This is a genomic window from Sinomonas humi, assembly GCF_000802235.1.
Taxonomy (GTDB): domain Bacteria; phylum Actinomycetota; class Actinomycetes; order Actinomycetales; family Micrococcaceae; genus Sinomonas; species Sinomonas humi.
In genome coordinates this window covers 1-26387 of record NZ_JTDL01000044.1, presented here as the reverse complement: position 1 = coordinate 26387, position 26387 = coordinate 1, and the positions used below count along the sequence as shown (strand labels likewise).

At 67.6% G+C, this 26387-nt stretch carries 23 protein-coding genes and 1 pseudogene; 11 read left to right on the top strand and 13 right to left on the bottom strand.

Annotated features, from left to right (window positions below):
- Nucleotides 1-55 precede the first annotated feature (55 nt).
- From hutH to LK10_RS03920, 3 genes are all read right to left on the bottom strand, one after another.
- Nucleotides 56-1657 carry a histidine ammonia-lyase gene (gene hutH / locus LK10_RS03930; RefSeq protein WP_043120313.1) on the bottom strand — a complete coding sequence of 534 codons (1602 nt, stop codon included), beginning with the start codon at nucleotides 1655-1657 and terminating at the stop codon, nucleotides 56-58.
- An 11-nt stretch (nucleotides 1658-1668) separates the two neighbouring features.
- On the bottom strand, nucleotides 1669-3414 hold the full coding sequence (locus LK10_RS03925) for a urocanate hydratase (protein ID WP_043120312.1): 1746 nt from the start codon (nucleotides 3412-3414) through the stop codon (nucleotides 1669-1671).
- A gap of 144 nt (nucleotides 3415-3558) precedes the next feature.
- Entirely contained in the window at nucleotides 3559-4347 is a 789-nt protein-coding gene (locus LK10_RS03920) for an IclR family transcriptional regulator (protein WP_043120311.1), read from the bottom strand.
- A gap of 225 nt (nucleotides 4348-4572) precedes the next feature.
- On the opposite strand from LK10_RS03920, the gene LK10_RS03915 reads away from it, so the two are divergent.
- Nucleotides 4573-6024 (top strand): amino acid permease, encoded by a 1452-nt coding sequence (locus LK10_RS03915; protein WP_052206924.1) that lies wholly within the window; start codon nucleotides 4573-4575, stop codon nucleotides 6022-6024.
- A 6-nt stretch (nucleotides 6025-6030) separates the two neighbouring features.
- On the opposite strand, the gene LK10_RS03910 is transcribed toward LK10_RS03915, so the two are convergent.
- Both LK10_RS03910 and LK10_RS03905 read right to left on the bottom strand, forming a co-directional pair.
- Nucleotides 6031-6777, bottom strand: coding sequence for a 3-hydroxybutyrate dehydrogenase (locus tag LK10_RS03910; RefSeq protein WP_043120310.1), 747 nt, complete (start codon nucleotides 6775-6777; stop codon nucleotides 6031-6033).
- Complete coding sequence (locus tag LK10_RS03905; RefSeq protein WP_043120308.1) at nucleotides 6774-8147, bottom strand: MFS transporter; 1374 nt, start codon at nucleotides 8145-8147, stop codon at nucleotides 6774-6776. The genes LK10_RS03910 and LK10_RS03905 overlap by 4 nt, the downstream gene beginning before the upstream one ends.
- A 141-nt stretch (nucleotides 8148-8288) precedes the next feature.
- Between LK10_RS03905 and LK10_RS03900 the strand changes: the two genes are divergently transcribed.
- Entirely contained in the window at nucleotides 8289-9182 is an 894-nt protein-coding gene (locus LK10_RS03900) for a LysR family transcriptional regulator (protein ID WP_043120306.1), read from the top strand.
- Here LK10_RS03900 and LK10_RS03895 read toward each other — a convergent pair.
- Nucleotides 9172-10023: a spermidine synthase gene (locus tag LK10_RS03895; protein ID WP_043120304.1), complete on the bottom strand. Its 852-nt coding sequence runs from the start codon at nucleotides 10021-10023 to the stop codon at nucleotides 9172-9174. The genes LK10_RS03900 and LK10_RS03895 overlap by 11 nt on opposite strands.
- A gap of 97 nt (nucleotides 10024-10120) precedes the next feature.
- Between LK10_RS03895 and LK10_RS03890 the strand changes: the two genes are divergently transcribed.
- On the top strand, nucleotides 10121-11362 hold the full coding sequence (locus LK10_RS03890) for a UPF0158 family protein (RefSeq protein WP_043120303.1): 1242 nt from the start codon (nucleotides 10121-10123) through the stop codon (nucleotides 11360-11362).
- Nucleotides 11363-11415: 53 nt separating this feature from the next.
- Here the strand turns inward: LK10_RS03890 and LK10_RS03885 are convergent, their stop codons facing one another.
- Both LK10_RS03885 and LK10_RS03880 read right to left on the bottom strand, forming a co-directional pair.
- Nucleotides 11416-11904 (bottom strand): GNAT family N-acetyltransferase, encoded by a 489-nt coding sequence (locus LK10_RS03885; protein ID WP_043120301.1) that lies wholly within the window; start codon nucleotides 11902-11904, stop codon nucleotides 11416-11418.
- Between the two features lie 6 nt (nucleotides 11905-11910).
- A complete protein-coding gene (locus tag LK10_RS03880) occupies nucleotides 11911-12573 on the bottom strand; it encodes an O-methyltransferase (protein WP_043120299.1) in 663 nt (220 codons plus the stop codon).
- Nucleotides 12574-13184: 611 nt separating this feature from the next.
- Here LK10_RS03880 and LK10_RS03875 point away from each other — a divergent pair.
- Complete coding sequence (locus tag LK10_RS03875) at nucleotides 13185-16460, top strand: DEAD/DEAH box helicase (protein WP_197061840.1); 3276 nt, start codon at nucleotides 13185-13187, stop codon at nucleotides 16458-16460.
- A gap of 55 nt (nucleotides 16461-16515) precedes the next feature.
- On the opposite strand, the gene LK10_RS03870 is transcribed toward LK10_RS03875, so the two are convergent.
- Nucleotides 16516-16866 carry a thiamine-binding protein gene (locus LK10_RS03870; protein WP_043120297.1) on the bottom strand — a complete coding sequence of 117 codons (351 nt, stop codon included), beginning with the start codon at nucleotides 16864-16866 and terminating at the stop codon, nucleotides 16516-16518.
- Between the two features lie 134 nt (nucleotides 16867-17000).
- Here LK10_RS03870 and LK10_RS03865 point away from each other — a divergent pair, with 134 nt between their 5' ends.
- Nucleotides 17001-17627 carry a TetR/AcrR family transcriptional regulator gene (locus tag LK10_RS03865; protein ID WP_043120295.1) on the top strand — a complete coding sequence of 209 codons (627 nt, stop codon included), beginning with the start codon at nucleotides 17001-17003 and terminating at the stop codon, nucleotides 17625-17627.
- A 9-nt stretch (nucleotides 17628-17636) separates the two neighbouring features.
- Here the strand turns inward: LK10_RS03865 and LK10_RS03860 are convergent, their stop codons facing one another.
- From LK10_RS03860 to LK10_RS03850, 3 genes are all read right to left on the bottom strand, one after another.
- Nucleotides 17637-17948, bottom strand: a complete 312-nt coding sequence (locus LK10_RS03860) for an AzlD domain-containing protein (protein ID WP_043120294.1) — start codon at nucleotides 17946-17948, stop codon at nucleotides 17637-17639.
- Nucleotides 17945-18667 (bottom strand): AzlC family ABC transporter permease, encoded by a 723-nt coding sequence (locus LK10_RS03855; RefSeq protein WP_052206931.1) that lies wholly within the window; start codon nucleotides 18665-18667, stop codon nucleotides 17945-17947. The genes LK10_RS03860 and LK10_RS03855 overlap by 4 nt, the downstream gene beginning before the upstream one ends.
- A 101-nt stretch (nucleotides 18668-18768) precedes the next feature.
- Entirely contained in the window at nucleotides 18769-19644 is an 876-nt protein-coding gene (locus LK10_RS03850; protein ID WP_043120292.1) for a glycerophosphodiester phosphodiesterase, read from the bottom strand.
- Between the two features lie 53 nt (nucleotides 19645-19697).
- Between LK10_RS03850 and LK10_RS03845 the strand changes: the two genes are divergently transcribed.
- Complete coding sequence (locus tag LK10_RS03845; RefSeq protein ID WP_052206923.1) at nucleotides 19698-20999, top strand: DUF445 domain-containing protein; 1302 nt, start codon at nucleotides 19698-19700, stop codon at nucleotides 20997-20999.
- Here LK10_RS03845 and LK10_RS03840 read toward each other — a convergent pair.
- On the bottom strand, nucleotides 20996-21748 hold the full coding sequence (locus tag LK10_RS03840) for a hypothetical protein (RefSeq protein WP_052206922.1): 753 nt from the start codon (nucleotides 21746-21748) through the stop codon (nucleotides 20996-20998). The genes LK10_RS03845 and LK10_RS03840 overlap by 4 nt on opposite strands.
- 140 nt (nucleotides 21749-21888) lie before the next feature.
- On the opposite strand from LK10_RS03840, the gene LK10_RS03835 reads away from it, so the two are divergent.
- From LK10_RS03835 to LK10_RS03815, 5 genes and pseudogenes are all read left to right on the top strand, one after another.
- Complete coding sequence (locus tag LK10_RS03835; RefSeq protein WP_043120290.1) at nucleotides 21889-22104, top strand: hypothetical protein; 216 nt, start codon at nucleotides 21889-21891, stop codon at nucleotides 22102-22104.
- A gap of 239 nt (nucleotides 22105-22343) precedes the next feature.
- Nucleotides 22344-23147 (top strand): DeoR/GlpR family DNA-binding transcription regulator, encoded by an 804-nt coding sequence (locus tag LK10_RS03830; protein WP_043120349.1) that lies wholly within the window; start codon nucleotides 22344-22346, stop codon nucleotides 23145-23147.
- On the top strand, nucleotides 23144-24115 hold the full coding sequence (locus tag LK10_RS03825) for a 1-phosphofructokinase family hexose kinase (RefSeq protein ID WP_043120288.1): 972 nt from the start codon (nucleotides 23144-23146) through the stop codon (nucleotides 24113-24115). Before LK10_RS03830 ends, LK10_RS03825 begins: the two co-directional genes overlap by 4 nt.
- Nucleotides 24116-24117: 2 nt before the next feature.
- Nucleotides 24118-26154 carry a PTS fructose transporter subunit IIABC gene (locus LK10_RS03820; protein ID WP_043120285.1) on the top strand — a complete coding sequence of 679 codons (2037 nt, stop codon included), beginning with the start codon at nucleotides 24118-24120 and terminating at the stop codon, nucleotides 26152-26154.
- A gap of 27 nt (nucleotides 26155-26181) precedes the next feature.
- A pseudogene (locus LK10_RS03815) lies at nucleotides 26182-26387 on the top strand (phosphoenolpyruvate--protein phosphotransferase); the annotation flags it as partial.

The window sequence follows — 26387 nt, the reverse complement described above, 5'->3', positions numbered from 1 at the left end:
TGGGAGGCTCGGGAAGCCTCCCAAGGAGCAGCCAGCGGCGGGAGAGCGCTAGCGCTTAGCGAAGGCCGCCGACCGCGGCGCTCACCGCGGCAAGCAGCTCGCCATCGGCCAGCACTCGGTCCGCCTCCTCGAGCTCCGGGGACATGAAGCGGTCGACGCCGGGGCCAGCCACAGTGCGCCGGAGAACCTCGAGCGCTGCCGCACCCCCGGGACCGGGGACGAGCGCGCCGTCGGACATCGCGGTGCGCAGATCGATGGCCCGGGCCGCTGTCACGAGCTCGATCGCGAGGACTCGCCGCAGGTTCTCCACGGCCTTGCGAAGCTTGCGGGCGGCGTGCCAGCCCATGGAGACGTGGTCCTCCTGCATCGCGGAACTCGGAATGGAGTCGACGGAGGCCGGGACGGCGAGTCGCTTGAGGTCCGAGACGAGGCCCGCCTGGGTGTACTGCGCGATCATCAGCCCGGAGTCGACGCCGGGATCGTCGGCGAGGAACGCGGGCAGCCCGTGTGAGCGCGCCGGGTCCAGCATTCGGTCCGTGCGGCGCTCGGCGATCGAGGCGAGGTCGGCCGCCGCGATCGCGAGGAAGTCCAGCACGTACGCGACCGGCGCCCCGTGGAAGTTGCCGTTCGAGCTCACGCGTCCGTCGGGCAGCACCACCGGGTTGTCGATCGCCGCAGCAAGCTCGCGCTCGGCGACCGTGCGGGCATGGCTGATCGTGTCCCGCACCGCGCCAGCGACCTGCGGGGCGCAGCGGAGCGAGTAGGCGTCCTGGACACGGCTGTCGCCCACCTTGTGCGACTCCACGATCTTCGAGTCCCGGAGGACGGCGAGCATGTTGGCCGCAGAGTCGGCCTGCCCCGGATGAGGGCGCAGCGGCTCATGAAGCTCAGGCAGGAACACCTGATCCGTGCCCATGAGCCCGTCAATGGACAGGGCTGCCGTAACGTCCGCGGTCTTCACGAGGGAGTCGAGGTCGTGAAGGGCCATGAGGAGCATGCCGAGCATGCCCTCGGTCCCGTTGACGAGCGCGAGGCCCTCCTTCTCGGCGAGGGTGACCGGCTCGATGCCGTGCTCGGCGAGGAGCTCCGCCGTCGTCCGCTGGCCGCGACCGCCGAACATCTCGCCGTCCGGGCCAACCGCCTCTCCTTCGCCCATTAGCACGAGGGCGACGTGGCTGAGCGGGGCGAGATCGCCCGAGCAGCCGAGCGAGCCGAACTCGCGGACCACCGGGGTGATGCCGGTGTTGAGGAGCTTGACGAAAGTCTCGAGGACCACGGGGCGAACTCCCGTGCGCCCCGACGCAAGGGTCTTGGCGCGCAGGAGCATGAGTGCCCGAACGACTTCGCGCTCGACGGCGGGGCCCATCCCCGCCGCGTGGCTGCGGATGAGCGACTTCTGCAGCTGCGTGCGCAGGTCTTGAGGGATGTGCCGGTTTGCAAGGGCTCCGAAGCCGGTCGAGATGCCGTAGGCGGGGGTCTCGCTCGCGGCGAGCTCCTCGACGTGAGCGCGGACGCGCGCAACCTCGGCGAGCGCCTCGGGAGCCACGCTCACCTTGGCGTCGTAGCGGGCGACGGCGACGACGTCTGCCGCGGTCAGGCCGCCGAGGGAGAGGGTCACCTCGGTGGGCAGGTGTGTTTCGGGGACGGTGATGGTCATGTCCAGGTTCCTTACTTCGCGTCCGTCGCGGCGGTTGTGGTCGCGTTCATCGGGATCTTGACGCCGCGCTCGGCGGCGACCTCGACGGCACGCTCGTAGCCGGCGTCGACGTGGCGGATGACGCCCATGCCGGGGTCGTTGGTCAGCAGGGCGGTGAGCTTCGCGGCGGCGAGCTCGGTGCCGTCGGCGACCGAGACCTGGCCTGCGTGAATCGAGCGGCCGATGCCTACGCCGCCGCCATGGTGGATCGAGACCCACGTCGCGCCGGAGGACGCTGCGGTGAGGGCGTTCAGGAGCGGCCAGTCCGCGATCGCGTCGGAGCCGTCCTTCATGCCCTCGGTCTCACGGTACGGGGAGGCGACCGAGCCGGAGTCGAGGTGGTCGCGGCCGATCACGATCGGCGCCTTGACCTTGCCCTCTGCGACGAGCTTGTTGAAGAGCAGGCCGGCCTTGTGGCGTTCGCCGTAGCCGAGCCAGCAGATGCGGGCGGGCAGCCCCTCGAACTCGACGAACTCCTCAGCCGCGTCGATCCAGCGGTGCAGGTGCTCGTTCTCGGGGAAGAGCTCCTTGATCGCCTGGTCGGTGACCTTGATGTCCTCCGGGTCCCCCGACAGCGCGACCCAGCGGAACGGGCCGAGGCCCTCGCAGAACAGGGGGCGGATGTACGCCGGGACGAAACCGGGGAACTCGAACGCGCGCTCGTAGCCGCCCTTGCGGGCCTCGTCGCGGATCGAGTTGCCGTAGTCGAAGACCTCCGCGCCCTCGTCCTGGAACTCGACCATGGCCTGGACGTGGCGGGCCATCGCGTTCTGGGCCTTCTTCGTGAATCCCTCGGGGTCGGCCTCGGACTCGCCGCGCCACTGATCGACCGTGTACTCGGTGGGCAGGTAGGAGAGCGGATCGTGGGCCGAGGTCTGGTCGGTCACGACATCGACGGTGAGCTCCCCCGCCCGGTGGCGGCGCAGGATCTCGGGGAAGACCTCAGCGGCGTTGCCGACGTAGCCGACGGAGAGGGGGCGGCCCTCGGCCTTGGCCGCGACGACCTTCGCCAACGCCGCGTCCAGGTCAGTCTCGACCTCGTCCAGGTAGCGCTTGCCGGCCCGGCGGCGGAGGCGGGACTCGTCGACGTCGACAATCAGGACGGCGCCGCCGTTGAGGGTGACGGCGAGCGGCTGCGCGCCGCCCATGCCGCCGCAGCCGCCCGTCAGGGTCAGGGTGCCCGCCAGGGTCGGGGCCGGGATCCGGCCCTCGGCGTGGAGCTTGGCCGCGACTGCGGCGAACGTCTCGTACGTGCCCTGCAGGATGCCCTGCGTGCCGATGTAGATCCAGGATCCAGCGGTCATCTGCCCGTACATCATGAGGCCCTCGGCCTCGAGGCGGCGGAATTCTGGCCAGTTCGCCCAGTCGCCCACGAGGTTCGAGTTCGCGATCAGCACGCGCGGTGCCCACTTGTTGGTACGGAAGACGCCCACGGGCTTGCCGGACTGCACGAGGAGGGTCTCGTCGTCGTCCATCTCCTTGAGCGTGGCGACGATCGCGTCGAACGCCTTCCACGAACGGGCGGCGCGGCCTGTGCCGCCGTAGACGACGAGCTCGTCGGGGCGCTCGGCAACCTCGGGGTCGAGGTTGTTCATGAGCATCCGCATCGGGGCCTCGGTCTGCCAGGACTTGGCACTGATCTCGGTGCCGCGCGGGGCGCGCACAGGGCGGGCGCCGGTGGTGAAATCCGCCTTGCGGGGTTGGTTGGTGGTGGTCATCGTGACTCCTGCGTCGATGATTCGGTGGGCGGGGTGGCTACGGAATGTTCCGTGCGGACCTTCTTCATCCATGAGACCGCGGGCGGAGCTCCGGAGACAGAGGGTTCGGAAGGGAGTCGTCCGGGATTCCAGACGGGCATGCCTTCAGCGCCGCCCGTAGATCCGGTGAGAGAGTTCGCCTGCGACACGCGCGACCTGACGTGCGAGTTCGTCGCGCTCCTGCACCGGCACCTTCTCGCCGAGGAACGTGACTGCGACCGCCGCCGTCGGCCATCCCGCATGGTCCGTGACAGCCGCCGCGACGGAGGCGAACCCGGAGGTGACCTCGCCGTCCTCCGTCGCGTAACCGCGCTGGCGCACCTGGTCCAGAGCCGACTGCAGTGCCGAGTAGCTGCGGATGTGCTCTCCCTCCTCCGTCCGTTCGCTGAACGCGGCGGCGTTGGGGTAGAGAGCGCGGACCTGCGACTTCGGGAGCGCTGCGAGGATGGCGCGACCACTCGCGGTGAGGTGGCTCGGGAGACGGACGCCGACGTCGGTCACGAGGGAGGGCCGGTTCTTCGCGCGCTCCTCGACGATGTAGAGCACGTCGCGGCCATGGAGGACGGCGAGATGGGCGCTCTCACCGATCGTGTCGACGAGGGAGGCGAGCACAGGTCTCCCCAAACGGGACAGCGGCTCCTGGCGGGAATAGGCGCTCGAAAGCTCGAAGGCCCCGATCCCGAGCCCGTACCGCCGCTCCTCGGGAAGGTGCATGACGAAGCCGTTCTCCTCCATGACCGCGAGGAGGTGGTAGACGGTAGAGCGCGGGAGTCCGAGCGTCGCCGCAATGCTCGCCGCGGGCTGGGGGCCTCGGCGGGATGCGAGCAGCCGCAGGATCCGCAGGGTGCTCTCGGCGGCGGGGACTTTGGACTTCGGGCCGGCTTCGGGGGGCATGGGACACCTCGGATCGGGGCCCCTGGAGGGCCGTGTCTGGAATACCGAACTCCAGTCTGCACACGGACGACGACGGCGCGTACCACTCCCCTAAAGCTCAGCGTCCGGAATACCAGACACAGCACGTCTGCGGTCCGAGACACAAGCAGCCGGTGACTCCACTCACAGGCCGCGGGTGACCCGGCAGAGTGGAAGGAATCCTTCCCAGAGACGCGAGGAACCCCCATGCAGCCTTCCACCGCCGCGCTCAGCCGCGGCCTCAACGTCCGGCACATCCGGTTCATGGCCTTGGGCTCGGCCATCGGCACCGGCCTCTTCTACGGCTCCGCCGACGCCATCCAGTCCGCCGGACCCGCGGTCCTCATCGCGTACATGATCGCGGGGGCGGCCGTCTTCATGGTCATGCGCGCCCTCGGCGAGATGGCCGTCCGCCACCCCGTCGCCGGCTCCTTCAGCCAGTACGCCGGCCGCTACCTCGGGCCGCTCGCAGGCTTCGTGACCGGTTGGACCTACGTGTTCGAAATGGCCATCGTCGCGATCGCCGACGTGACGGCCTTCTCCATCTACATGGGCTTCTGGTTCCCGGGCACCCCACGCTGGATCTGGATCCTCGCCGTCATCTTCTTCCTGACCGGCGTGAACCTGCTGAGCGTCAAGGTCTTCGGCGAGCTCGAATTCTGGTTCACGCTCGTCAAGGTCGTCGCGATCGGTGCGATGATCGCCGGCGGCGCGTTCCTCATCATCTTCGGCGTGCAGCTCGGCGGCCAGCACCCCGGACTCGGGCATCTCGTGGACCACGGAGGCTTCCTCCCCAACGGCTACGGAGGCCTGCTCGCGGCGTTCTCAGTGGTCGTGTTCGCGTTCGGCGGGGTCGAGACGATCGGCGTCACCGCCGGCGAAGCCGAGAACCCGAAGCAGGCGATTCCCCGTGCCGTCAACACGGTCCCCGTTCGTGTGCTCCTTTTCTACGTGCTCACCCTGACCGTGCTCATGAGCCTCTTTCCCTGGTCGCAGGTCGGCACCGAAGGCAGCCCGTTCGTCCAGATCTTCGACGGACTCGGTATTCCAGGCGCGGCGAACGTGCTCAACGCCGTCGTCATCACAGCCGCCCTCTCCGCCATCAACTCCGACATCTTCGGCGCCGGCCGGGTCCTGTTCGGGCTCGCCCAGCAGGGGCACGCGCCGTCGTCCTTCGGAAAGGTCTCGAAGCGCGGGGTGCCGTGGCTGACCGTCGTCGTCATGACCGGCGTGCTGCTCATAGGCGTCGTGCTCAACGCCGTGATCCCCGAGGACGTGTTCACGATCATCGCCTCGATCGCGACCTTCGCCACCGTGTGGGTGTGGGTCATGATCCTCGTGAGCCACGTCGCGATGAAGCGCGAGATCCGGCGGTACGCGCTCGCGCCGTCCGAGTTCCCGTCACCCCTCTGGCCCGCGGCCTCGATCGCCGCGATCGCGTTCTTGGCCCTCGTCATCGGCGTGCTGGGCTGGTTCGAGGACACACGGGTCGCACTCGTGGTCGGCGCTGTCTGGCTTGGGCTGCTCGGCGCAGCGTATGCCCTGTGGGTCAGGGGCGACGGACGACGCCGGCCCGCCCTCCGCGACGAGACCGCACCGCTTCCGGTGGTCGCCACGGGCGAGCGGGCAGGCGAGGCGGGAGAGCAGGCTCGCGTCTAGCGCGCCCTAGCGCGCGGACCAGCCGCCGTCGATCGTGTAGCTCGCGCCCGTGACCATCGCGGCGTCGTCGGACGCGAGCCACGCCGCGAGCGAGGCGACCTCGGCGGGCTCGACGAGCCGCTTGATCGCCATCTCGGTGAGCATGACCTTCTCGAGCACCTCATCCTCGGAGATGCCGTGCGTCGCGGCCTGATCCGCGATCTGCCTCTCGACGAGGGCCGTCCGCACGTATCCGGGGTTGATGCAGTTCGACGTCACTCCGTGCTCGGCGCCCTCTAGGGCCGTGACCTTCGAGAGCCCCTCAAGGGCGTGCTTCGCGGTCACGTAGGCGCTCTTGAAGGCGGACGCTCGGATCCCATGGACCGAGCTGAGGTTGATGACCCTCCCCCAGCCGCGCTCGTACATGTGCGGGAGCGCCGCCCGGACCAGGAGGAACGGCGCCTCGACCATGAGCTTCTGGATCCGGCGGAACGCATCCGGCTCGAACTCGTGTATGGGGGCGACCTTCTGGATGCCTGCGTTGTTCACGAGGATGTCGCAGTCGAGGCGCAATGATTCGAGCGGCGCGGTGTCCAGGAGGTCCACGGCCCAGGCTTCGCCGCCGAGCTCGGCGGCGAGGCTCTGGGCGGCGTCGCCGTCGAGGTCTGCGATGACGACGGCGGCGCCTCGTTCCGCAAGCGCCCTCGCGACAGCGGCGCCGATCCCTGCTGCGCCCCCCGTCACGAGGGCCTTGCGTCCGTCGAGACCGCTCATGCGCGTGCCCCGGCGTCGGCGGCTCCGACACGGACCGCATCCGCAGCGTCAAGCGCGTGGAGCGAGGCGCCCTTCGTCTCCCGGAGCGCGATGGCGGCCGCCGCGGTGATGGCACACGCGATCGCGAGGTAGACCGCCGTGGGCCACCACGAACCCGTGGCCTTGAGCCATTCGGTCGCGAAGACCGGCGCGAGCGAGCCCGCCACGATCGAGGTCACTTGATAGCAGATGGACACGCCTGAGTATCGCATGCGGGTGGGGAACATCTCGGCCATGATGGCCGGCTGGCCTGAATACATGAGGGCATGGAAGACGAGACCCACGATGATCGTCAAGAGGATGGCCCACGTGTTCTTCGTGCCGAACGCGGGGAAGGCCCAGAAGCCCCAGGTCGCGGTGAGGATTGCTCCGATCAAGTACACGGGCTTGCGGCCGACGCGGTCCGCGATCCGGCCGATCGTCGGAATGACCGCGAAGTGGCACACGTGGGCTATTGCGATGACTCCGAGGATGGACGCCGTGTTCATCTTGAGTCCCGTGCCGAGATAGACGATCGAGAACGTCACGACGAGGTAGTACATGATGTTCTCCGCAAAGCGTAGGCCCATGCCCACAAGGATCCCCCTCGGGTAGCGGCGGATGACCTCGAAGACCCCGTATCCCGCGGCCTTCTCGGCCTCAAGCTCAGCCTTCGCCGCCTCGAAGATCGGGGACTCGGTAACCTTCGTGCGGATGATGTAGCCCACGATGATGACGACCGCGGAAACCCAGAACGCGATACGCCAGCCCCATGCGAGGAACGCGCTCGACGAGAGCGTCGACGTCAGGACCCAGAGGACGGCGGTGGCGAGAACGTTGCCGAGCGGCACGGCGGCCTGCGGCCACGACGCCCAGAACGCCCGGTCCTTGTCAGGAGCATGCTCGGCCACGAGGAGCACGGCGCCGCCCCATTCGCCGCCGAGCGCGAGGCCCTGGACGAAGCGGAGCACGACAAGCAGGATCGGAGCCCATACGCCGACCTGCTGATATGTGGGAAGGCAGCCCATGAGCACTGTCACGACGCCGATCAGGAGGATCGTGATCTGCAGGGTCTGCTTCCGCCCGAGCCGGTCTCCGAGCTGCCCGAACACGACGCCGCCGAGCGGGCGGGCAATGAAGCCGACCGCGTAGGTCAGGAACGCGGCGATGATGCCGTCGTACTCGTTGCCCATGGTGGGCAGGAGGATCTTGTTGAACACGATCGTCGATGCGGTCGCGTAGAGGAAGAAGTCGTACCACTCGACGACCGTTCCGGCCATCGACGCGGACACGATCTTGGTCAGGAGCGGGCGGTCAGCCACTGCGCCGACCGGGCGCTGGTTTGAGTTCATGGGTTGCCTCCGAATGTGATGTGAGCCACTGAAGCCTCCGCCAGTATTCCTGCGCAGTTTTGTCTCTTCAATGACCAGTACCGCAGGGTAACTGTGCAGAAATGCAGATAACTTCCACCCAGTGCCGCTAAGGTAGGCGGCATGACGACGGCGTCCCCCTCGCCCGACCAGCTCCTCGTCCTCCTCGAGGTCTCCCGCGCGGGCAAGTTCACAACAGCGGGCGAAAGCCTCGGGCTCAACCACACGACGATCGCCCGCAAGATCGCAGCCCTCGAGAAGTCGCTAGGTGGCAGGGTGCTTGCCCGGGCGGCCGGCGGCTGGGAGCTCACTCCCCTCGGCGAGCGCGCGGTGGGCGTCGCCGAAGACGTGGCCGTCGCCGTCGGCCGCCTCGCCCCCGGCGCGGACGACCCCGTCACCGGCGTCGTGCGTATGACGGCGACGGACGGCTTCAGCGCCTACATCGCCTCGCCAGCAGTGGCGGAGCTCCGGAAGGACCACCCGAATCTCGCGGTCGAGCTCATCACGGTGACCCGGCGGGCGCTCCAGCAGCGCTCCGGCGTCGACATCGAGGTAGTGGTCGGCGAGCCGCAGGTGCACCGCGCCGAGGCAATGCGGCTCGGCGAGTACACGCTCGGGATGTACGCCTCGCGCGACTACCTCGAGCGGCACGGCGCCCCGGAGACGCCCGAGGAATTAGCCCGCCACGGCCTCGTCTACTTCGTGGACTCCATGCTCCAAGTCGACGATCTCGACGCACCCCGCCGCCTCGCCCCCGAGATGCGGGACGGCCTCACGTCGACGAATGTGTTCGTGCACATCGAGGCGACGCGTGCCGGAGCCGGGATCGGCTTCCTGCCGTGCTTCATGGCCGACCGCCACGATGATCTCGTGCGGCTCCTGCCGGGCTACTTCCACGAGCAGCTTCCGTACTGGATGGTGCTCAGGCCCGACTCGATGCGCCACCCTGCTGTCGCCGCCGTTGTCGACGCCATCAAGCGCAAGGTCGCGGAGGCGCGGCCGGTGCTCATGGGGTAGCGGTCCCCGGCCCCGAGCTCCCCGGCGGGTCGTGCCTCGGCGCGGCCTTTCCGATCCAGCTTCGCGCTTGGGCGTCGTCCCAGAACTGGGCCGGGACGCCCCCACCGAGGAGACGACGGCGGAGGGCGGCTGAGCCTTCGAGCGGGCTGTCGCTTCCCGCGACGATGATGTTCCCGTACCGCCGCCCCTTGAGCATCGCGGGGTCGGCGACCACGGCGATGTAGGGGAAGACCTCGGCGATCGAGGCGGCCTCCTCGCGGGCCGTGACCTGGTCCGGGGCGCTGCCGACGTTCGCCACGAAGAGCCCGCCGGCGTCGAGGAGCAGGGCCGAAGACCGCGTGAACTCGACGGTTGTGAGGGGGTGCGGGGTCCGCGACCCGGAGAAGACGTCGCGGATGATGAGATCCCGGGTCCGCGGGGTGAGCGATTCGGTGACTGCGCGCGCCTCGCCGACGCGGAGCCGCAGGAGCGGCGCCTTCGGCAGGTTGAACCAGGCGCGGACATACTCGGCGAGCTGCCCGTCGAGTTCGACGACGACCTGCCGCGCCTGGGGGTAGCGCGTCGCGAGATAGCGCGGCATCGAGCAACCGCCGCCGCCTTGGTGGAGCGCGCGGAGCCTGTCCGTGGTTTCGGGCGGGAAGCGCTCCTCCACGAGGGCGATGATCCAGCGCATGTACTCGAAGTCCAGGCGCAGCGGGTCGCTCAGGACTATGTGGGAACTCTGGACGCCGTTGATCTTCAGGAGCCACCCGTCCGAGGCGTCGCCGTCGCGCTGGAGCTCCGCCATGCCCGTATCGATGGGGTAGAGGCCGGGGATGGGGCCGGGCATGCGCGTGTCCATGACGACCACGCTATCCGCACATTGCTGGTCGAGTCCTGCCAGGGGACCTCCACCAGATGGATAACGACCTTGGTCCGCGGGATGACATCCTTGGTGCATGGCAAGGACTTGGCTCTCGCTGACTGTGGAACTGCTCGGCGGGCGCGGCGAGGAGCTGTGGCCCCGGCCGGGGCGAATCTTCGCGGTGGGACCTTCGCACACGTTCATGGATCTCGCCAACGCCATCAACGATGCCTTCGCCCGGTGGGACCGCTCGCACCTGTCCATGTTCTCCCTAGCCGACGGCCGGGTGATTGCCGACGAGGAAACGGGAGCCGAGATGGCGGGATCGATCGGGGGGCCGATCATCGTGCCACTCAACATTGATTCTGCCAAGGTTGCCCGGACGGTGGGGACCGGGGCCGAGTTCCAGTTCACGTTCGATTTCGGCGACGGCTGGACGCACCGATGCGTGGTCGGGGAGGAAAAGGTTGATCCGCTTGAGGTGTTGGGCATCCGCCCAGATGCGCCTCTGCCGTACTGGGGCTGGGGCAGCATCCCGGACCAGTACGGGCGCCGCTGGGCCGATGACGACGGCCAAAGCGCGGCGCCGCGAAGGCCGAGCCACCCTCATCCGATGCTGCAGCACGTCTGGCCCGGGCACGCGCAGATTCCTGCGCTCGACCTCGCCGAGCTGCGCAAGGCCATTGCAGAGGAAGACGCGCATCGGTTCCTCGCCGCTGTGACGGGACGCGACATCGATGACGCGCTGCAGCAGGTTGGGGCCGGGATACCAATGGCCTTGAAGCATAAGCGTCGCGAGACCGAGCCCGTGGCAGTATCCGTGGTGAACCGGCTGACGTGGCGCAGCGGCGCTGGAGATCGCGTGCTCGCTGATGACCTCCTGGCCAGCCTGCGCTCCGTGCCGCTGACAGCCAAGGTGGTGCCAGTGGATCTGGACATGCTCGGCACCGTCCTTGAAGGTGACCCAGCCCTCTCGGAGGGAGGCTACCTCGACCTCCAGACCGGGCAGGTATACGTCGACAGCTCCACGGACCCGATGATCGTCGGGGAGGACGCCGCCATCGACGTCGAGGAGGACCCCGACCGCTGGCTCCGGCTCGAGTGCACCGGTTCTCCCGACGGGTGGCAGGACATGACGGCCTTTGCCCAGCGGCAGCGCGATAAGGCCCTTCGGGAGCGGCTGGAGCGGGCGATCGAGGGCAAAGGCGCCTTCTCCCGATTCCGCGACATCGTCCACTCCGAGAATCTCAGCGAGCAGTGGAAGGCCTTCTCCACCGACCGCCAGATCGGCCGTTCTCGGGAGTTCCTCGCGGGGAACGGCATCCATGTGGGCTGATCCGCCCCGAGCGGACGCGGGTCAGGGGCCGCGGGGTCAAGCGATCCGGAGGTTCACGTCCGCACCATCCTGATCTCGGGCACACGCTGGTCATCGGCTACGAAGAACTCGCGGGCACCGTCCGGCTCGAAGCCCAGCTTTCTGTAGAAGGCGATGGCCCTCGGGTTCTCTTCCAGGACCCAGAGGAAGGCAGGGCTGTCGCCGAGCACCCGATCAGCCAGGGCCTGCGAAAGTCCGCTCCCGTACGCCTCCGCGAGGATGTAGATCGTGTAGAGCTCTTGGGGAGCAGGGGCGTCGGAACGGGCGGGGCCCGCACCCGCCATCCCGACCATACGCCCGGCCGAGCGGCCGACCGCGAAGCGCTCCCCGCCGTCGCCCGCCAGAAGCTGCCGCCACCGCTCCGTGCGGTTCGGATTGTCGCCGAGCCGCGCGAGAAACTCGGGCGAGAACAGATGTCCGTACGCTTCTCGCCAGCCCTGGTCCTTGACGGCGAGGAGCTCCTCGGCGTCGTCGGGCCCGGCGTACGTGATCTCGAATTCCATGCGCCGCTACCTCACAACCGCGAGCGCGAAACCGTCCCAGCCCTTCGAGCCCACGGTCTGAACGACCGTCGCATCGAAGGGCGGCTCACCGAGCAGTTCGAGCGCCGCGATAATGCCGGGCGTGTTCGTCTCATCGACCTCCGGATCGAGGAGTGCGCCCTCCCACACGGCGTTGTCCAGGACGACCACCGTTCCCGGGCGCCCGAGCCGGACGGCCCACTGCAGATAGTTCGTGTTGTTCTGCTTGTCCGCGTCGATGAACACGAAGTCGTAGGGGCCCTCGAGCGTCGGCAGAGTCTCGAGGGCTGTCCCCACGTGCACCTCGACGCGGTTGTCGAGGCCCGCTGCGGCTACGTTGGCACGCGCGATCTCCGCGTGCTCGGGTAGGTACTCAAGCGTGTCGAGATGACCGTCATCGGGAAGCGCTTGGGCCATCCAGATCGTGCTGTATCCCGCCAGGGTCCCGATCTCGAGGACCCGCCGGGCCTGGCTCATCCTGACGAGGAGGTGAAGCAGCTTCCCAGCAGTGGGCTGTACCTCTATCGCGGGCATCCCGCGCTCGACGGCGGTCTGCAGCGCCCGTTCGTGTTCGGGCCCAGGCTTCACGACAGTCTCGGTCAGCCAGTGTTCGACGTCGGTCCATCCGGGCTTGGGTGCGTGCTCGACCATGCCGCCCAGTCTGGTCCGGTCCCGGAGGCGGCGCAACGCTCAAGGGTTGCGTACGGAAGCAGAGTGACATTCGTAACCTGCTGAATCCACCTCTGTCCAGCAGCGCCATACGCCCTCGATCGCCCCAATCAGCTACTTGCCTGAACTTGATGGAGGCAGCCAGGGCCTTGTGATGAGCCGTCAGTGATTCTGCCCGATTACAGTAACTGGACAGCTGCGCCCGTCGTGGACTTGGCAGCAAGCGAAAAGGGGGCGTAGCTATGGGTGGGGCATGGGGCGGTGCCGAAGGAGGTCCGGCGGGGGCCCAAGGTGCGCCGTTCAACTTCTGGCTCGCAGTTGAGGCCTTCTCACCCCAGGGTGTGCCGATGCCGTCTAGGTCACGCGGAGCGATTCCGTACGTAGCGGACTATGCGAACCAGGCTCCACTCCCATGGGAGGATGCTCGTTGGCCGCGGAGCCGCCCAGGGTATGTGTGGCGGCACACCGTGTTTCTGGGCGTGTACGACCTGCAGTCGGCTTGGGCCGTCCTCGGTCCGAAAGCGGCCGAGGACTTTGCCGGTCCGCCTGCTGGTCAGAGCGCGGTCGCGATGGTCAGTGTGGGGGAAGACGGGGTGCTCGGCGTCGACGATGTGACCCTGTCGCAGTGTGTCTGGGCTGTCGGTCGCTTCCGGCAGCGGAACCTGCTGGACGATGTTCTGGCGGACTTCACAGCTGATGAGACCAGATGGGCGCGGCAGCTCGGCGACCTTGTCGTGGCCCGCGGCATCCGGGCGGGGGACGAGTCGGCGTCTGGGTTCCATACCCGGCCCCTGTCCCACGCCGATCTCCGAGCGATTCTTGATCTCGGACTGAATGAAACCGGGGCTGAGGGACTTCTGAAATACCGAGGCGAGGAACTTACCGCCGTAAGGGTGGAGAGCCGGGAGATCCGACCGAGGCGAGACGGTGAGGATCCTGAGCCGAAGTTCCTCAACAGCTTCTTCTTCGCCGACCTCTTATCGATCTCCAAGACCCACCGGCGAGGTGGGGCCATGCGTCAGTATTTGGGCCTCAACCCAACGGGGCAGAGAATAGACCTCCGCGAGGACCTCGCCGCCGTCTATGATTCGGTCGCGCCGAACATGCTGCCCGACGGCCGGTGGCCGAGCGACATCGGACATCCCTTAGCGCTTTCGCAGCAATTCGCGGTCAACCGCGCGCTGGCCGATCTGGAAGGCGCTGAGGGGCTTTTCGCCGTCAACGGACCACCCGGCACCGGCAAGACGACCATGCTCAGAGACATGATCGCGGCCTTGGTGACCAAGCGCGCCACGGCTCTGGCCTCGTTCGCTCACGCTGGAAGCGCATTTGTTGAGACTAGCGAAATCGGGACTAGGTCCGGAATCCGGAGTAAGGTTCACAGGCTGCACGAAAGCCTGCGTGGGTTCGAGATGGTCATAGCCTCGTCCAACAACGGAGCGGTTGAGAACATCAGCCTCGAAATCCCTGCACTCTCCAAAGACGTCATCGGCCCCACGTTCTGCGCTACGGCCAGATACTTCCCAGAGATCGCCACCCGACTGTTGAATGAGAAGAACAGCAATCGCGACGACGACTCCCCGAAGCAAGCGTGGGCGTTGGTTTCCGCCAAACTTGGGAACTCCTCCAACGTCGGAGCCTTTATCAACACAGCACTCTTCGGCGACAAGAGGTGGCCTGACGCTGCCGATGCCGTCCCCGGACTCTTCCAACAGCTGAACCATCCGCCCGCCAATGCGCTCTCCTGGCCGGAAGCCAGGAAGTCTTTCCTGAAGGCAAAATCCGAGGTGGATCGCCTTCGGACCGTACGACAGCGGCTCCACGACGCGTTCCTCCACCTGCCCCGCCGCCGCCAGGAGACACAACACCTCGAACGCGCGCTTGAGGTCGACTGCACGCAACTGAAGGAGCAAGAGAGACTCGTCTCCCGGCAGGAGGAGAGTCTTGCAGAACTCGCTGGGTCGGAGGCTGCGGATCGTTCCGACCTTGCCGCCCATCTCGCCGCACGGCCCGGAGTTCTAGAACAGATCTTCTCATTTGGACGAGTTATGACCGGGTGGAGACGACGGCAAGTCAACCTCGCCGAGCGCGTGGACCGTGCGGGCGCGGAGGCCGCGATCCTAAAAGCGACAATCGATCAGTCACGAAGGGTTGCCTCTTCGCTTCGGGAGCGTCGGGACGAGACCTTCGGCCGTCTGCAGGACCGGAAACGACAGGTCGCGATGATGGAGAGCGCCCTCTCCCGCTATACCCATGAGGGGCCCCCCGCGGACTGGTTCGAAGTCGGCAGCATCGAGCGCGAGAAGGCTGCACCGTGGCTCGACAAGGAGTTCAACGAGTCGCGGTCCCGGCTCTTTCTCGAAGCCCTCCAACTGCACCGAGCATTCGTGTTCGACCAGAACGAGAAGATGCGTCAGAACCTTTCGGCTGCGTGCAATGTGCTGAAGAAGTCAATCGCACCTGATACCCCTTCAAGGGCAGTGAGGGAGGCCTGGGAAGCGCTGTTCATGGTAGTGCCGACCATCACCACCACGTTCGCCTCCATGCCGAGGCTCTTTGCGTCCCTCAAAGACGAACAGCTCGGATGGCTCTTTATAGATGAGGCCGGGCAAGCTCCCCCGCAAGCAGCCGCTTGCGGCATCTGGCGGACACGACGCGCCCTGCTGGTGGGCGATCCGCTCCAGCTCACGCCAGTGGTGACTCTCCCCAGCGAATACCAGAACCGGCTCCTTGAGATCACGGGCACCGACTCGCACTGGCTCCCCGGGACCAACCCGGCCCAGGTTCTCGCCGATCGGACAGCAAAGTACGGCACGAACATTCAACCAGCTGGGCGGGACAAAATCTGGGTCGGTGCCCCGCTGCGCGTCCACCGCCGATGCGATAACCCCATGTTCGACACTGTCAACTACGAGGTCTACGACGGCCTCATGATTCACGGTGGAAAGACCATGCTCCGGAGATTCCCCGAAGAGGAGCATCGTCAAGAAGCTCCGAAATCGTCATGGCTCGATGTGACCACGATCGAATGGAATGGGCATGCTTCTGCTCAGGAGCTGATCCGCTTCGATGAACTCCTTAGGAGCCTTATGGAGGCCGGGCACGATATGTCCAAGGTGCTCGCCATCTCCCCGTTCCGGCAGACAGCCTTCGAACTCGAGCGCCGGGCGAAACGGTACCTTCGCGAATCGAAGACGCAGTCGGGAACTGTCCACCGAGCTCAGGGCAAGGAAGCAGACATCGTAATCCTCGTCCTCGGAGGCAAGACGTCCCGAGCCAGGAACTGGGCAGTGGACACTCCGAACCTTTTCAACGTTGCCGTCAGCCGGGCAAAGCACCGGCTCTACGTCATCGGCAACCGCGGGGAATGGGCCAAGCTCCCGTATTTCAAAGCGATCTCACTGCAGTTGGACCATCATCCTCCCCACCTACGGGTCGGCGATTTGTTCGCCCCCACACCCAGGCTAAGGGAAGCAAAGCAGCCCGATGGTCTGACCGTGGCCCGGATGCGACCTGATCTGGAAACCCAACCGGAACCGATCCCGAGAGCAGAAGGCGGGCCTTCGGAAAGGCCAAGACCGCCCATCTTTGATGACAACGGACACCCCGTCAGCCGAGCGGAATATTGGGGACAGCAAGAACTCAGCTCAGAACTCGGCATACCCGCCCCGCGGGTTGGCGACCTCCTTAGGGAAACCGGGCTCTTGCTTCCCGGCCCTGACAAGGAGCCCTCCCCTGAAGCTCTGGAACAAGGCTTGGCCGTATGGGTGACCGTCATGACCGCCGGCGGGCCACGACGATACGCGAGATGGCAGCCGAACCGGACCCTGGAAATCCTCGAACCCGCTCTCGGGCTGGATGAGACCTGATGGGACACCCTTACTCGCGTCCACCGACCTTCCCGAGGCCGGAAGCAGCTTTCATCTACTTCCGTGGGTCCCCCGCACTGTTGATTGCTCGTTCGAGCCGCTCGACCTTCCCCTCGATCTCGCCCGTGTGGCCCGGGCGGATGTCCGCCTTGAGCACGAGCGAGACGCGCGTCCCATACCGGCCCACGGCCTCCGTGGCTCGTTTCACGACGTCCATGACCTCGTCCCAATCACCTTCGATCTCGGTGAACATGGAACTCGTCCGATTCGGCAGCCCCGACTCCCGCACCACTTTCACGGCGGCGGCTACCGCTTCATGGACTGAATCGGCCGGAACGTTCGACGGCGTCTGGCCCGCTTCTTCGGGCCGCTCGCCGGAGGGGGAGACAGAGAAAGCGACAATCATGGGGCCAGTCTTCCATGCCCATAGGACAGTTCCAGGGGCTGGCCGCCGCCCTTTTCGTACGCAAAACGCGAGATTTCTCTGAGAGTTCAGCTTCACATAGACCACGGCGCACTCTCGGTAGCTACCGTGGAGGAATGCAGTACGAAGGAGCCTGGCGGAAGCCGATGCGGGCGGACGCGGCTCGCAACATCGAGAAGATCATCACGGCAGCCCTCGAATGCTTCCGTGAGGACGGCCCGAACGTCTCCCTCAAGTCGGTCGCGGATAGGGCCGGAGTCGGCCCCGCGACGCTGTTCCGCAACTTCGCGGACAAGGAGGAACTTGTCCTGGCGGCGATTGAACGGCAGATCAAGGTCAAGGTCGAACCCGTGGCCGAGGATGCCCTCGACAACCCGGACGCGGCCGCCGGCCTCGTAGAGGTCCTCAGCGCGGTCATGCAGGTCGCCAACGACGAGCACCACCTGCTCTCCGCTGTGGCCGGGCGCCGCCAGCTTCTCGTGGGACTCGCGGGCAAGCTCATCGAGTCGATGGGCGTGCTGCTGAATCGCGGCCAGGAACAGGGCACTCTCCGCGAGGAACTCCGGCTCCTGGACATGGTCCGCCTCGTCGCGATGCTCATCGGCGTCGGCGACACCGTGGCCCCCGGCTCCATGGCGTGGCTCCGCTACGTCGCCCTCGTGGAGGACGCGATCCGAACCCACCGTGAGCCCCGGCCGCTCCCGCCGCTCGAGGCCATCCCCGAGGTGGACCTGCCGCTGTGACGCCACGGGCTAGCCCCAGCCGAGCAGCCTCAGGCCTGCGGCGACGGCGGCACCGACAATGACGACGACGAGGAACGGTGCCCGCAGCAGGAGCGCCACGGCCGCAGCCACGAGTGAGCCGATCCTCGCGTCGAAGGCGAGGGACTGCCCGTTCCCGAGAGCGTTCACGACCGTCAGCGAGGCCAGGAGACCGATCGTCACGGTGCCCGCGATGCGGGTCATGCGCTCGTTCTTCATCCACCGCCGCGGCACGAGGTAGCCGAGCAGCTTGATGCCGTAGGCCGCGGCACACGAGACGATCACCCAGATCCAGAGGTTCATTCCGCGCTCCCAGGTTTGCCTCCGGGCCCCGGCCGGTGGGGGTATGGGTCGACGTCGGGTTCGAGGCCCTCCATTTCGAGAGGGCGGCCAGCACGAGCGTGGCTCATCCAGCCGAGGATGGCCGCAACAAGGGCTGCGACGAGAATCGGCACGCCCGGCGGCACGAACGGCACGGCGAGCACGGTCGCGAGAGCGCAGACGACGGCGATCGCCGCCGGCTCACGACCCTTGAGCCGCGGCCATAGGAGGCCCAGAAAGGCGGCCACCGCGGCGCCGTCGAGGCCCCATTGCTTTGGGTCGCCGATCGCGTTGCCGGCAAAGGCGCCCACGGCAGTGAACAGGTTCCACAGCACGAAGACGCCAATGCCAGCGCTCCAGAAGCCGCGGCGCTGCTCGACGCGTTCGCTCTGGCCCGAGGCCGTCGCGGTCGACTCGTCGATCGTCACGTGCGCAGCGGCGAAGCGACTCCACCCGCGAGGACCGAGCATGGAGTTGAGCTGCATTCCGTACACGGCATTGCGGATGCCGAGGAGGGTGGCGGCCGCACCCGCTGCGGCTCCCGATCCGCCACCGGCGATCACGCCGATGAAGGCGAACTGTGATCCTCCCGTGAACATGAACAGGCTCAGGACGATCGTCTGGAGGACGCTCAGGCCCGAGGCAACTCCAAGGGCGCCGAAGGAGATCCCGTAGAGGCCCGTGGCCACGGCAATGGACATCCCGATGCGAAACGCCGGCGAGCGCCGCAGCGGAACCTGGGGAGCGTCGTCGTCCGCGGCCCCCTGATCAAGCTGCCCGTCAGACACGGGCGGGACGTCCCTCAGACAACGCCTGCGGCCACCTGTCGGAGCACCTGCGCTGGACGGTTGGTCGTGATCTCCTGAACCCCCACGCTCAGGCAGTGATTGACGTCGTCGGGCTCATCGACTGTCCAGACGCGGAAGCGCCGGCCCGCGGAGAGCCAGTCCCGCACTCGGTTCGGGTGGTTCCGGACGTAGCCGATGCCCGGGCCCGCGAGACCGGTGCGGGCGCCGTCGAGAATCGCCTCGGCCTCGGCCTGCGCCGCCTTGAGGACGTTCGCCACAGCCCCTCCCGTGAACCGCCCCAAGGCGAGGTCCGTGCGGACATCCTCGACTTGGACGTCGTCGACAAGCATGCACACGTGTTCGGCAGGGACGCGGGCGAGCAGGTAACGGATGGCGTCGGCGTCGAAACTCATGAAGCTCACACGGACGTTGCCGAGGCGGGACGAGCTCGCCTCCCATCCGCGGGCCTCAAGGACTGCGAGCACGGTGTCCTCGAGCCGGAGCTGGTACGGGCTGGGATGCTTGAGTTCGATCGCAAGCCCGACCTCGCGTCCGACGTCGGCGAGGAGGTCGAGGAGCTCGGGCAGCGTCAGGAGCTGCTGGCTGACTGCCCCGAACTCGGCGGGGATCCGGGCGCCCTTCCATGAGGAGAAATCGAGCTCGCGAAGTTCGGCGAGAGTCCGGTCGGCGACGGCCCCAGTGCCGTTCGACGTACGGTCGAGGTTGGGGTCGTGCAGGAGGACGAGGTGCTGATCGCGGGTCAGGTGGACATCGCACTCGACGCCGTCCGCCCCGTCGGCGAGAGCCTGGAGGTACGCTGCGCGCGTGTGCTCTGCGAACTGGGCGCTCGCCCCACGGTGGGCATACACGAGAGGGCGCTCGGAAGTCATAGCTCTACGCTACCGAACCTGCTGACTCCTGATTCCCCGAGTAGGGTTGGCCTATGGTGACGCTCCATCGTGCCGAAAGCCCGGAGACGGGACGGACGGCTGAGCTCAGCCCCGAAGACGCCGAGCGCTTGGCGGCTTTGCGCAGTATGAAAACGCTCGCGCTGAGCCTTCTCATCGCGATCGCAGCGGTGTTCGCCGTCGCGTTCGCCCTCCAACGCCAGTTCCCTTGGCTTGAATACGTCCGCTCTGCCGCGGAAGGCGGCATGGTGGGCGCACTGGCCGACTGGTTCGCCGTCACGGCGCTCTTCCGCCACCCGATGGGCCTCAAGATCCCCCACACGGCGATCATCCCGCGGCGCAAGGACCAGATCGGCTCGGCCCTCAGCGGGTTCGTCGAGGACAACTTCCTTTCGGCCGACGTCGTGCGGGCGAAGCTCGACTCGGTGGATATCGCCCGCAAGGCGGGGTCCTGGCTCTCCACCCCTGCGGGCGCCGACCGGGTGGCCAAAGAGGGTGCGGCCGTGATCCGCGGTGCGTTCACCGTCCTGAACGACGACGACGTCCAGGCGGTCATCGAGGCGCTCGTCCGAAAGCATCTGCTCGCCCCGCCGTGGGGACCGCCCGTCGGCCGCCTCGCCGAGCGCATTTTCGACGCCGGCCACCACCACCGCCTCGTGGACCTCCTCGTGGACCGCGCGGCGGACTGGGTGGCGGCCAACTACGGCACTGTCACCCACGTCGTGACCGACCGCTCCCCCTCCTGGGTCCCGAATTTCGCGAACGAGCTCGTCGGCGACAAGGTCTACATCGAGCTCTCCAAGTTCGTCGCCGCGGTCCAGAGCGACCCGAACCATCAGGTGCGCGAGTCCATCGACAAGTACCTCAAGGACCTCGCTCGGGACCTGCAGTACGATCCGGCGATGATCGCCCGCGCCGAGTCGCTCAAGGGCCAGATCCTCGGCGACCCCGAAGTGCGCGATCTCGCTCGCCGGACTTGGACCACCATCAAGCACGCACTCCTCGATGCGGTCAACGACCCCCAGAGCGAGCTCTACCACCGCTTCACCACGGGCGTCCGTGACTTTGGCACCCGCCTCGTCTCGGACGATGAGCTCGCGGGCAAGGTGAATGCCTGGATCGGCGAGGCGGCGGGATACGCCGTCGCGACATACCGCTCGGACATTGCCGGTGTCATCGAGGACACCATTGCCCGATGGGATGCCGAGGAGACCTCGCAGAAGATCGAGCTTCAGGTCGGCAGGGACCTTCAGTACATCCGGCTCAACGGTACGATCGTGGGTGCCCTTGCGGGCCTCGTGATCTACGCGATCGCCCACGCGATCTTCGGCGGCTAGCCCGCGAGCTCGCCGGGGAGCACTTCCGGAGCCGCTCCGAATGCCGTCCGCGTCGAGCGGATGACGGCGCGGCCCATCGCCCGGTTTCCGAAACCGCCGACCACGGCTCCGACGCCGAACGGCAGTGCCCGGCCCAGCATGACGCCGGTCTGCCGGCGCAGGAGCCACTTGATGAAGCGCTCGCGCACTTTCCGCTGGATCAGCCGAGCCGTGGGGTCGGAGATCGATCGGTTGATCGCCGCACCCCAAGCCGCGTTGTGGGAGCCGGAGCCGCCGAGGGCGTGGCCCGTGAGCTCGCTCAGGAGGGCGGTTCCTTCTTCCCCCAGCATGATGGCCATGATCGTCGTCCGCGCTCGTTCAGGGTCCTCGAGGTGCACGCCATGCAGCTCCGCGATCGACGCCGCGTAGAGCGCGGTCGCCTCGAGGAACGCGACTGTCGCCGCGGCGGAGAGCGCGAGCGAGGTGACCGTCCCGACGCCGGGAACCGCGGCCGTACCGCCGATCGCGGCGCCGCCGCCGACGACGGTGCGCAGGTAGTCTCGGTCGAGCCGCCGGCTCAGCTCGGCGGTCGTCAGGTGCGGATAGCGGCGCCTGAGCCGCCGCAGGTTCGCGACCACGAGCGGGCGCTGCACGTCGACAGCCCGCAGGATGAGCTGCTGCAGCCGGGGCCGGGGCTTGCCCTTCCGGTCGAACAGCGCGCCACGGGCCGTCGTCCCAGCGATGCGGAATGCAGAATTCTTCCTCGCCATCCCCTCAGCCTAGCCGCGCAAAAGGCTGGGTGAGAGAGGCCAAGAGCGAACACGAGCGGCACGTTTAGGGGCATTCCGGGCGGGTAGTAGATGTACTGCAACGAGTGCAAGCTGCACCCGCCAACCGTCAGGAGTGAATCATGCGAATTGGTTCATCGATCGTTCTCATCGCGCTGGGTGCCATCCTGGCGTTCGCCGTGGCACCGGGGCTCATCCCGTACATCAACCAAGTGGTGATCGGGTACATCCTCATGGTGGTCGGCGTCATCGGCCTCATCGTCTCGATCATCATGGCATCGACGACCCGCCGCACGGTCGTGCACCGGCGGGCGGGCGTGGACGACGTCGACATGTAGGTGAGCGAGAGACCTTCGAAGGTCAGCGCCCAAAGCCCAAGAAGAACTGTAGAGCCCGGCCACGTGCCGGGCTCTACGTGTGTCTGGAGCCTCCCCCAACAACGCTCGTCTGTGTTTGTGTTGGAACCCGTTGACAAAGCCACATAAACGCAGATAGAGTCAACTAAACCAAAGTTGTTGTGATGCACACCACATCCCGGTCGGGATGAGTGCACGAGGACAAGGACGTTCGGATGCAGATGTTCGCCGAGGAGCGGCAGAGACTCGTAGCGGCCCGCGTCGCCGAGGCTGGCCGCGTGAGCGTCACGGAACTCGCCGACCGCTTCGCCGTCACGACCGAGACCGTCCGCCGCGACCTCGCCTCCCTTGAGCAGGCCGGCGTCCTGCGCCGGGTCCATGGAGGCGCCGTTCCGGCCGACAGCGTATCGACGACCGAGACCACGCTCTCCGAGCGCCTCGTGCAGCACCTCCCCCAGAAGCAGCTCATCGCCGAGGCCGCCGCAGCCCTCATCGCGAGCAGCCGGCCAGGAAGCATCCTGCTCGACGCCGGAAGCTCGACCGAGGCTCTTGCCGACGTGCTTCTCGCACAGGCGAATGGGCGCCGGAGCAACGGTGAAGAGCAGGTCGTCATCACGAACGCCCTTCCGCTCGCCGACAAGCTCGCAGGCAGCTCCACGCATGCCGTCCACCTCCTCGGCGGGCGAATCCGGGGGCTCACCCGGGCAGCGGTGGGGCAGGAAACGGTCGACGCCGTCGAGCGCCTGCGTCCTGATCTCGCCTTCATCGGGACGAACGGCGTCCACGAGGCCTTCGGGCTCAGCACCCCGGACAGCGAAGAGGCGGCAGTCAAGGAGGCCTTCGTGCGCGCGGCGCGCCGCGTCGTCGTCCTCGCCGACGCGAGCAAGCTCGGCGTCGAAACCCTCGTCCAGTTCGCACGGCTCGACCAACTCGACGCCCTCGTCACGGACGCCGATCCATCGCCCGAGCTTGCGGCGGCGCTTGAGAAGGCTGGCGTGGAAGTAGTGAAGGCAGGCAACTCATGATCGTGACCCTCACGGCCAATCCGAGCCTGGACCGGACCGTCGAGCTCGGGGGCCCCCTCCTGCGCGGCGAGGTCCAGCGCGCTGTGGCCGTCCGGCAGGAGTCAGGCGGCAAGGGCGTGAACGTCTCCCGTGCGCTCGTCGCCTCGGGCCTCGAGACCGTCGCCGTGCTCCCGGGCGACCCGGGCGATCCGCTCCTCGCAGGCCTCGAGACCACCAAGGTTCCGTTCGCAGCGCTCCCGATCGACCAGACCCTCCGCTCGAACGTGACCCTCACGGAGCCGGGCGGAGTGACCACGAAGGTCAACGAGCCTGGGCCGGAACTCACCCTGGACCAGCAGGAGCAGCTCCTGAAGCTCCTCGTAGAGCAGTCGGGCGGGGCCTCGTGGGTCGTGCTTGCAGGATCCCTGCCGCCCGGTGTCCCCGCCAGCTTCTACACGTCGGCAGCCGAGCGCCTGCGCGCGGAATTCGGCCCGGCCGCCCCGAAGATCGCTGTTGACTCCTCGGGAGCCCCGCTGGCCGCGTCACTAGGTGGCCGCCCAGACCTCCTCAAGCCCAACGCGGACGAGCTCGCAGAGCTCGCCGCGCTCGTCGGCCTCCCTGACCCCGGCACCCCGGCGGAGCTCGAGGCCTCCCCCGAGCGGGCGGCTACCGCCGCACGCTCTCTCGTCGACGCTGGCGTGGGTGCAGTGCTCGCCACGCTCGGCGCGAAAGGTGCCGTCCTCGTGACGGCCGACGGCGCGTGGCTCGCCACGCATGCCCCCATCCGAGCCGTCAGCACCGTTGGTGCCGGCGACTCCTCGCTGGCCGGGTACCTCCTGGCCGACATCAGCGGAGCGGACGCCGAAGGCCGTCTCCGTCAGGCAGTCGCCCACGGCGCGGCGGCAGCCTCCCTGCCGGGATCGACCGTCCCGGCAGTCAACCAGACCGATCCCTCTGCCGTGACCGTCACGGCTCTCACGAAGGACTGACCATGACCGAACTCATCAGCCCGGAGCTGGTCCTGCTCGACGTCGCCCTCGGCGACGCTTCGGCTGACGTGATCCGGAAGCTCGCCCAGACCGTCGCAGACGACGGCCGCGCGACGGCCGCCGACGGCCTCTTCGCGGACGCGTATGCCCGCGAGCAGAAGACGGCCACCGGCGTTCCCGGCGGCATCGCCATCCCGCACTGCCGATCAGAAGCCGTCAAGGTGCCCTCCCTCGCGATGGCTCGCCTTTCGCAGCCCGTCGATTTCGGAGCCAAGGATGGTCCCGCCGATATCGTCTTCTTCATCGCTGCTCCTTCAGGCGCTGACCAGGAGCACCTCAAGCTCCTCGCCAAGCTCGCCCGGAGCCTCATCAAGAAGGACTTCACCGCGTCCCTCCGTGCCGCCCGTACCCGGGAAGACATTGTGGACCTCGTGAACGAGGCACTCGGCCTCGGCGCCTCGGGTGCCCCCACCGCCGCAGCCGCCCCTGCAGCCGCTCCGGCCCCTGCGGCAGCACCCGCCGCTCACAGGCACCGCCAGCTCGTCGTCGCCGTGACCGCGTGCCCGACCGGCATCGCGCACACCTACATGGCAGCCGATTCGCTCGTGGCGGCCGGCAAGGAGAACGGGATCGACGTCGTCGTCGAAACCCAGGGTTCGGCGGGTGCTACGCCGATTCCCCAGACCGTCATCGACAACGCCGACGCCGTCGTGTTCGCGGTCGAGGTCGACGTCCGCGGCAAGGACCGCTTTGCAGGCAAGCCCTACGTCCAGTCGCCGGTCAAGCGCGCCATCGACGAGCCTCTCGTCATGCTCAATGAGGCGCTCACCGTCGCCGCTGACCCGAACGGACGCCGGCTCGCCGCCACGGGCGGCGCGCCGGCCGAAGAGCCCGAGGGCCGCGAGTCAGTCGGCGGCAAGCTCAAGCGCTCGCTCCTCACCGGAGTCAGCTACATGATCCCGTTCGTCGCCGCGGGCGGCCTGCTCATCGCGCTCGGCTTCCTCTTCGGCGGTTACGACATCACGAAGTACGCGAGCACGATCGTCGTGAAGAACAACTTCTTCGACCTTCCGACGCAATTCGGGCCGCAGGCCTGGGGCCCGCTCGGCGCATATCTGGGTGCGGTCCTGTTCATGATCGGCTCGACCTCGCTCGGCTTCCTCGTTCCCGCCCTTGCCGGCTACATCGCGTACGCCATCGCTGACCGCCCCGGCATCGCGCCGGGCTTCACCGCTGGCGCCGTCGCGGGCCTCATGGGTGCCGGCTTCCTCGGCGGAATCGTCGGCGGCCTCCTTGCCGGCTACACCGCGCACTGGCTCGGTTCGCTCTCCGCACCCAAGTGGCTACGCGGCCTCATGCCGGTCGCGATCATCCCGCTCATCGCATCGATCATCGCCTCCGGCCTCATGTTCGTGGTCCTCGGTTGGCCCATCAAGGCGATCACCGACGGCCTCAACTCCTGGCTCTCGGGCATGTCCGGCGCAGCCGCCGTTGGCCTCGGCATCATCCTCGGCCTCATGATGTGCTTCGACCTCGGCGGACCGGTCAACAAGGTTGCGTACTCGTTCGCCGTTGCCGGCCTCGGCGCAGCCAGCGCTACGAATCAGGCCCCGTACCACATCATGGCCGCAGTCATGGCTGCCGGTATGGTGCCGCCACTCGCCATGGCCCTCGCGACCGTCATCTCCCCCAAGACCTTCAACGCGGCGGAGCACGAGAACGGCAAGGCTGCGTGGCTCCTCGGCGCATCGTTCATCTCCGAGGGCGCCATCCCGTTCGCGGCGGCTGATCCCTTCCGGATCATTCCGGCCTCAATGCTCGGCGGTGCCGTCACGGGCGCCCTCAGCATGGCGTTCAACGCGGGGTCGAAGGCCCCCCATGGCGGCATCTTCGTCTTCTTCGCAATTGACAACTTCGTCATGTGGGTCATCTCGATCGCAGTCGGCGTTGTCGTGACGGCTCTGGCGACCGTCGGGCTCAAGCGCTACGTTGGCAGGAAGGCCCCCGCGGCCGTCGAAGCTCAGCCTGTCGCCGCCTGACGAGCGGAGAAAGTTCGAGGTCCGAAGATGCAGCAGTTTCACGGTGTGGGTGTGACGCCGGGGCGTGTGGTGGGGCCGGTGCGGCAGATGCCGGCCCCGGTGCGGGAGCCCGCGGCCGGGCCGGTGGCGGGGTTGGACCCGGAGGCCGGGGCGGAGCGGATCCGGGCGGCGTCCAAGGCGGTCCAGGCCGGGCTGAAGGCCCGCGCCGCCGCCGCCGCGGGGGACGCCAAGGG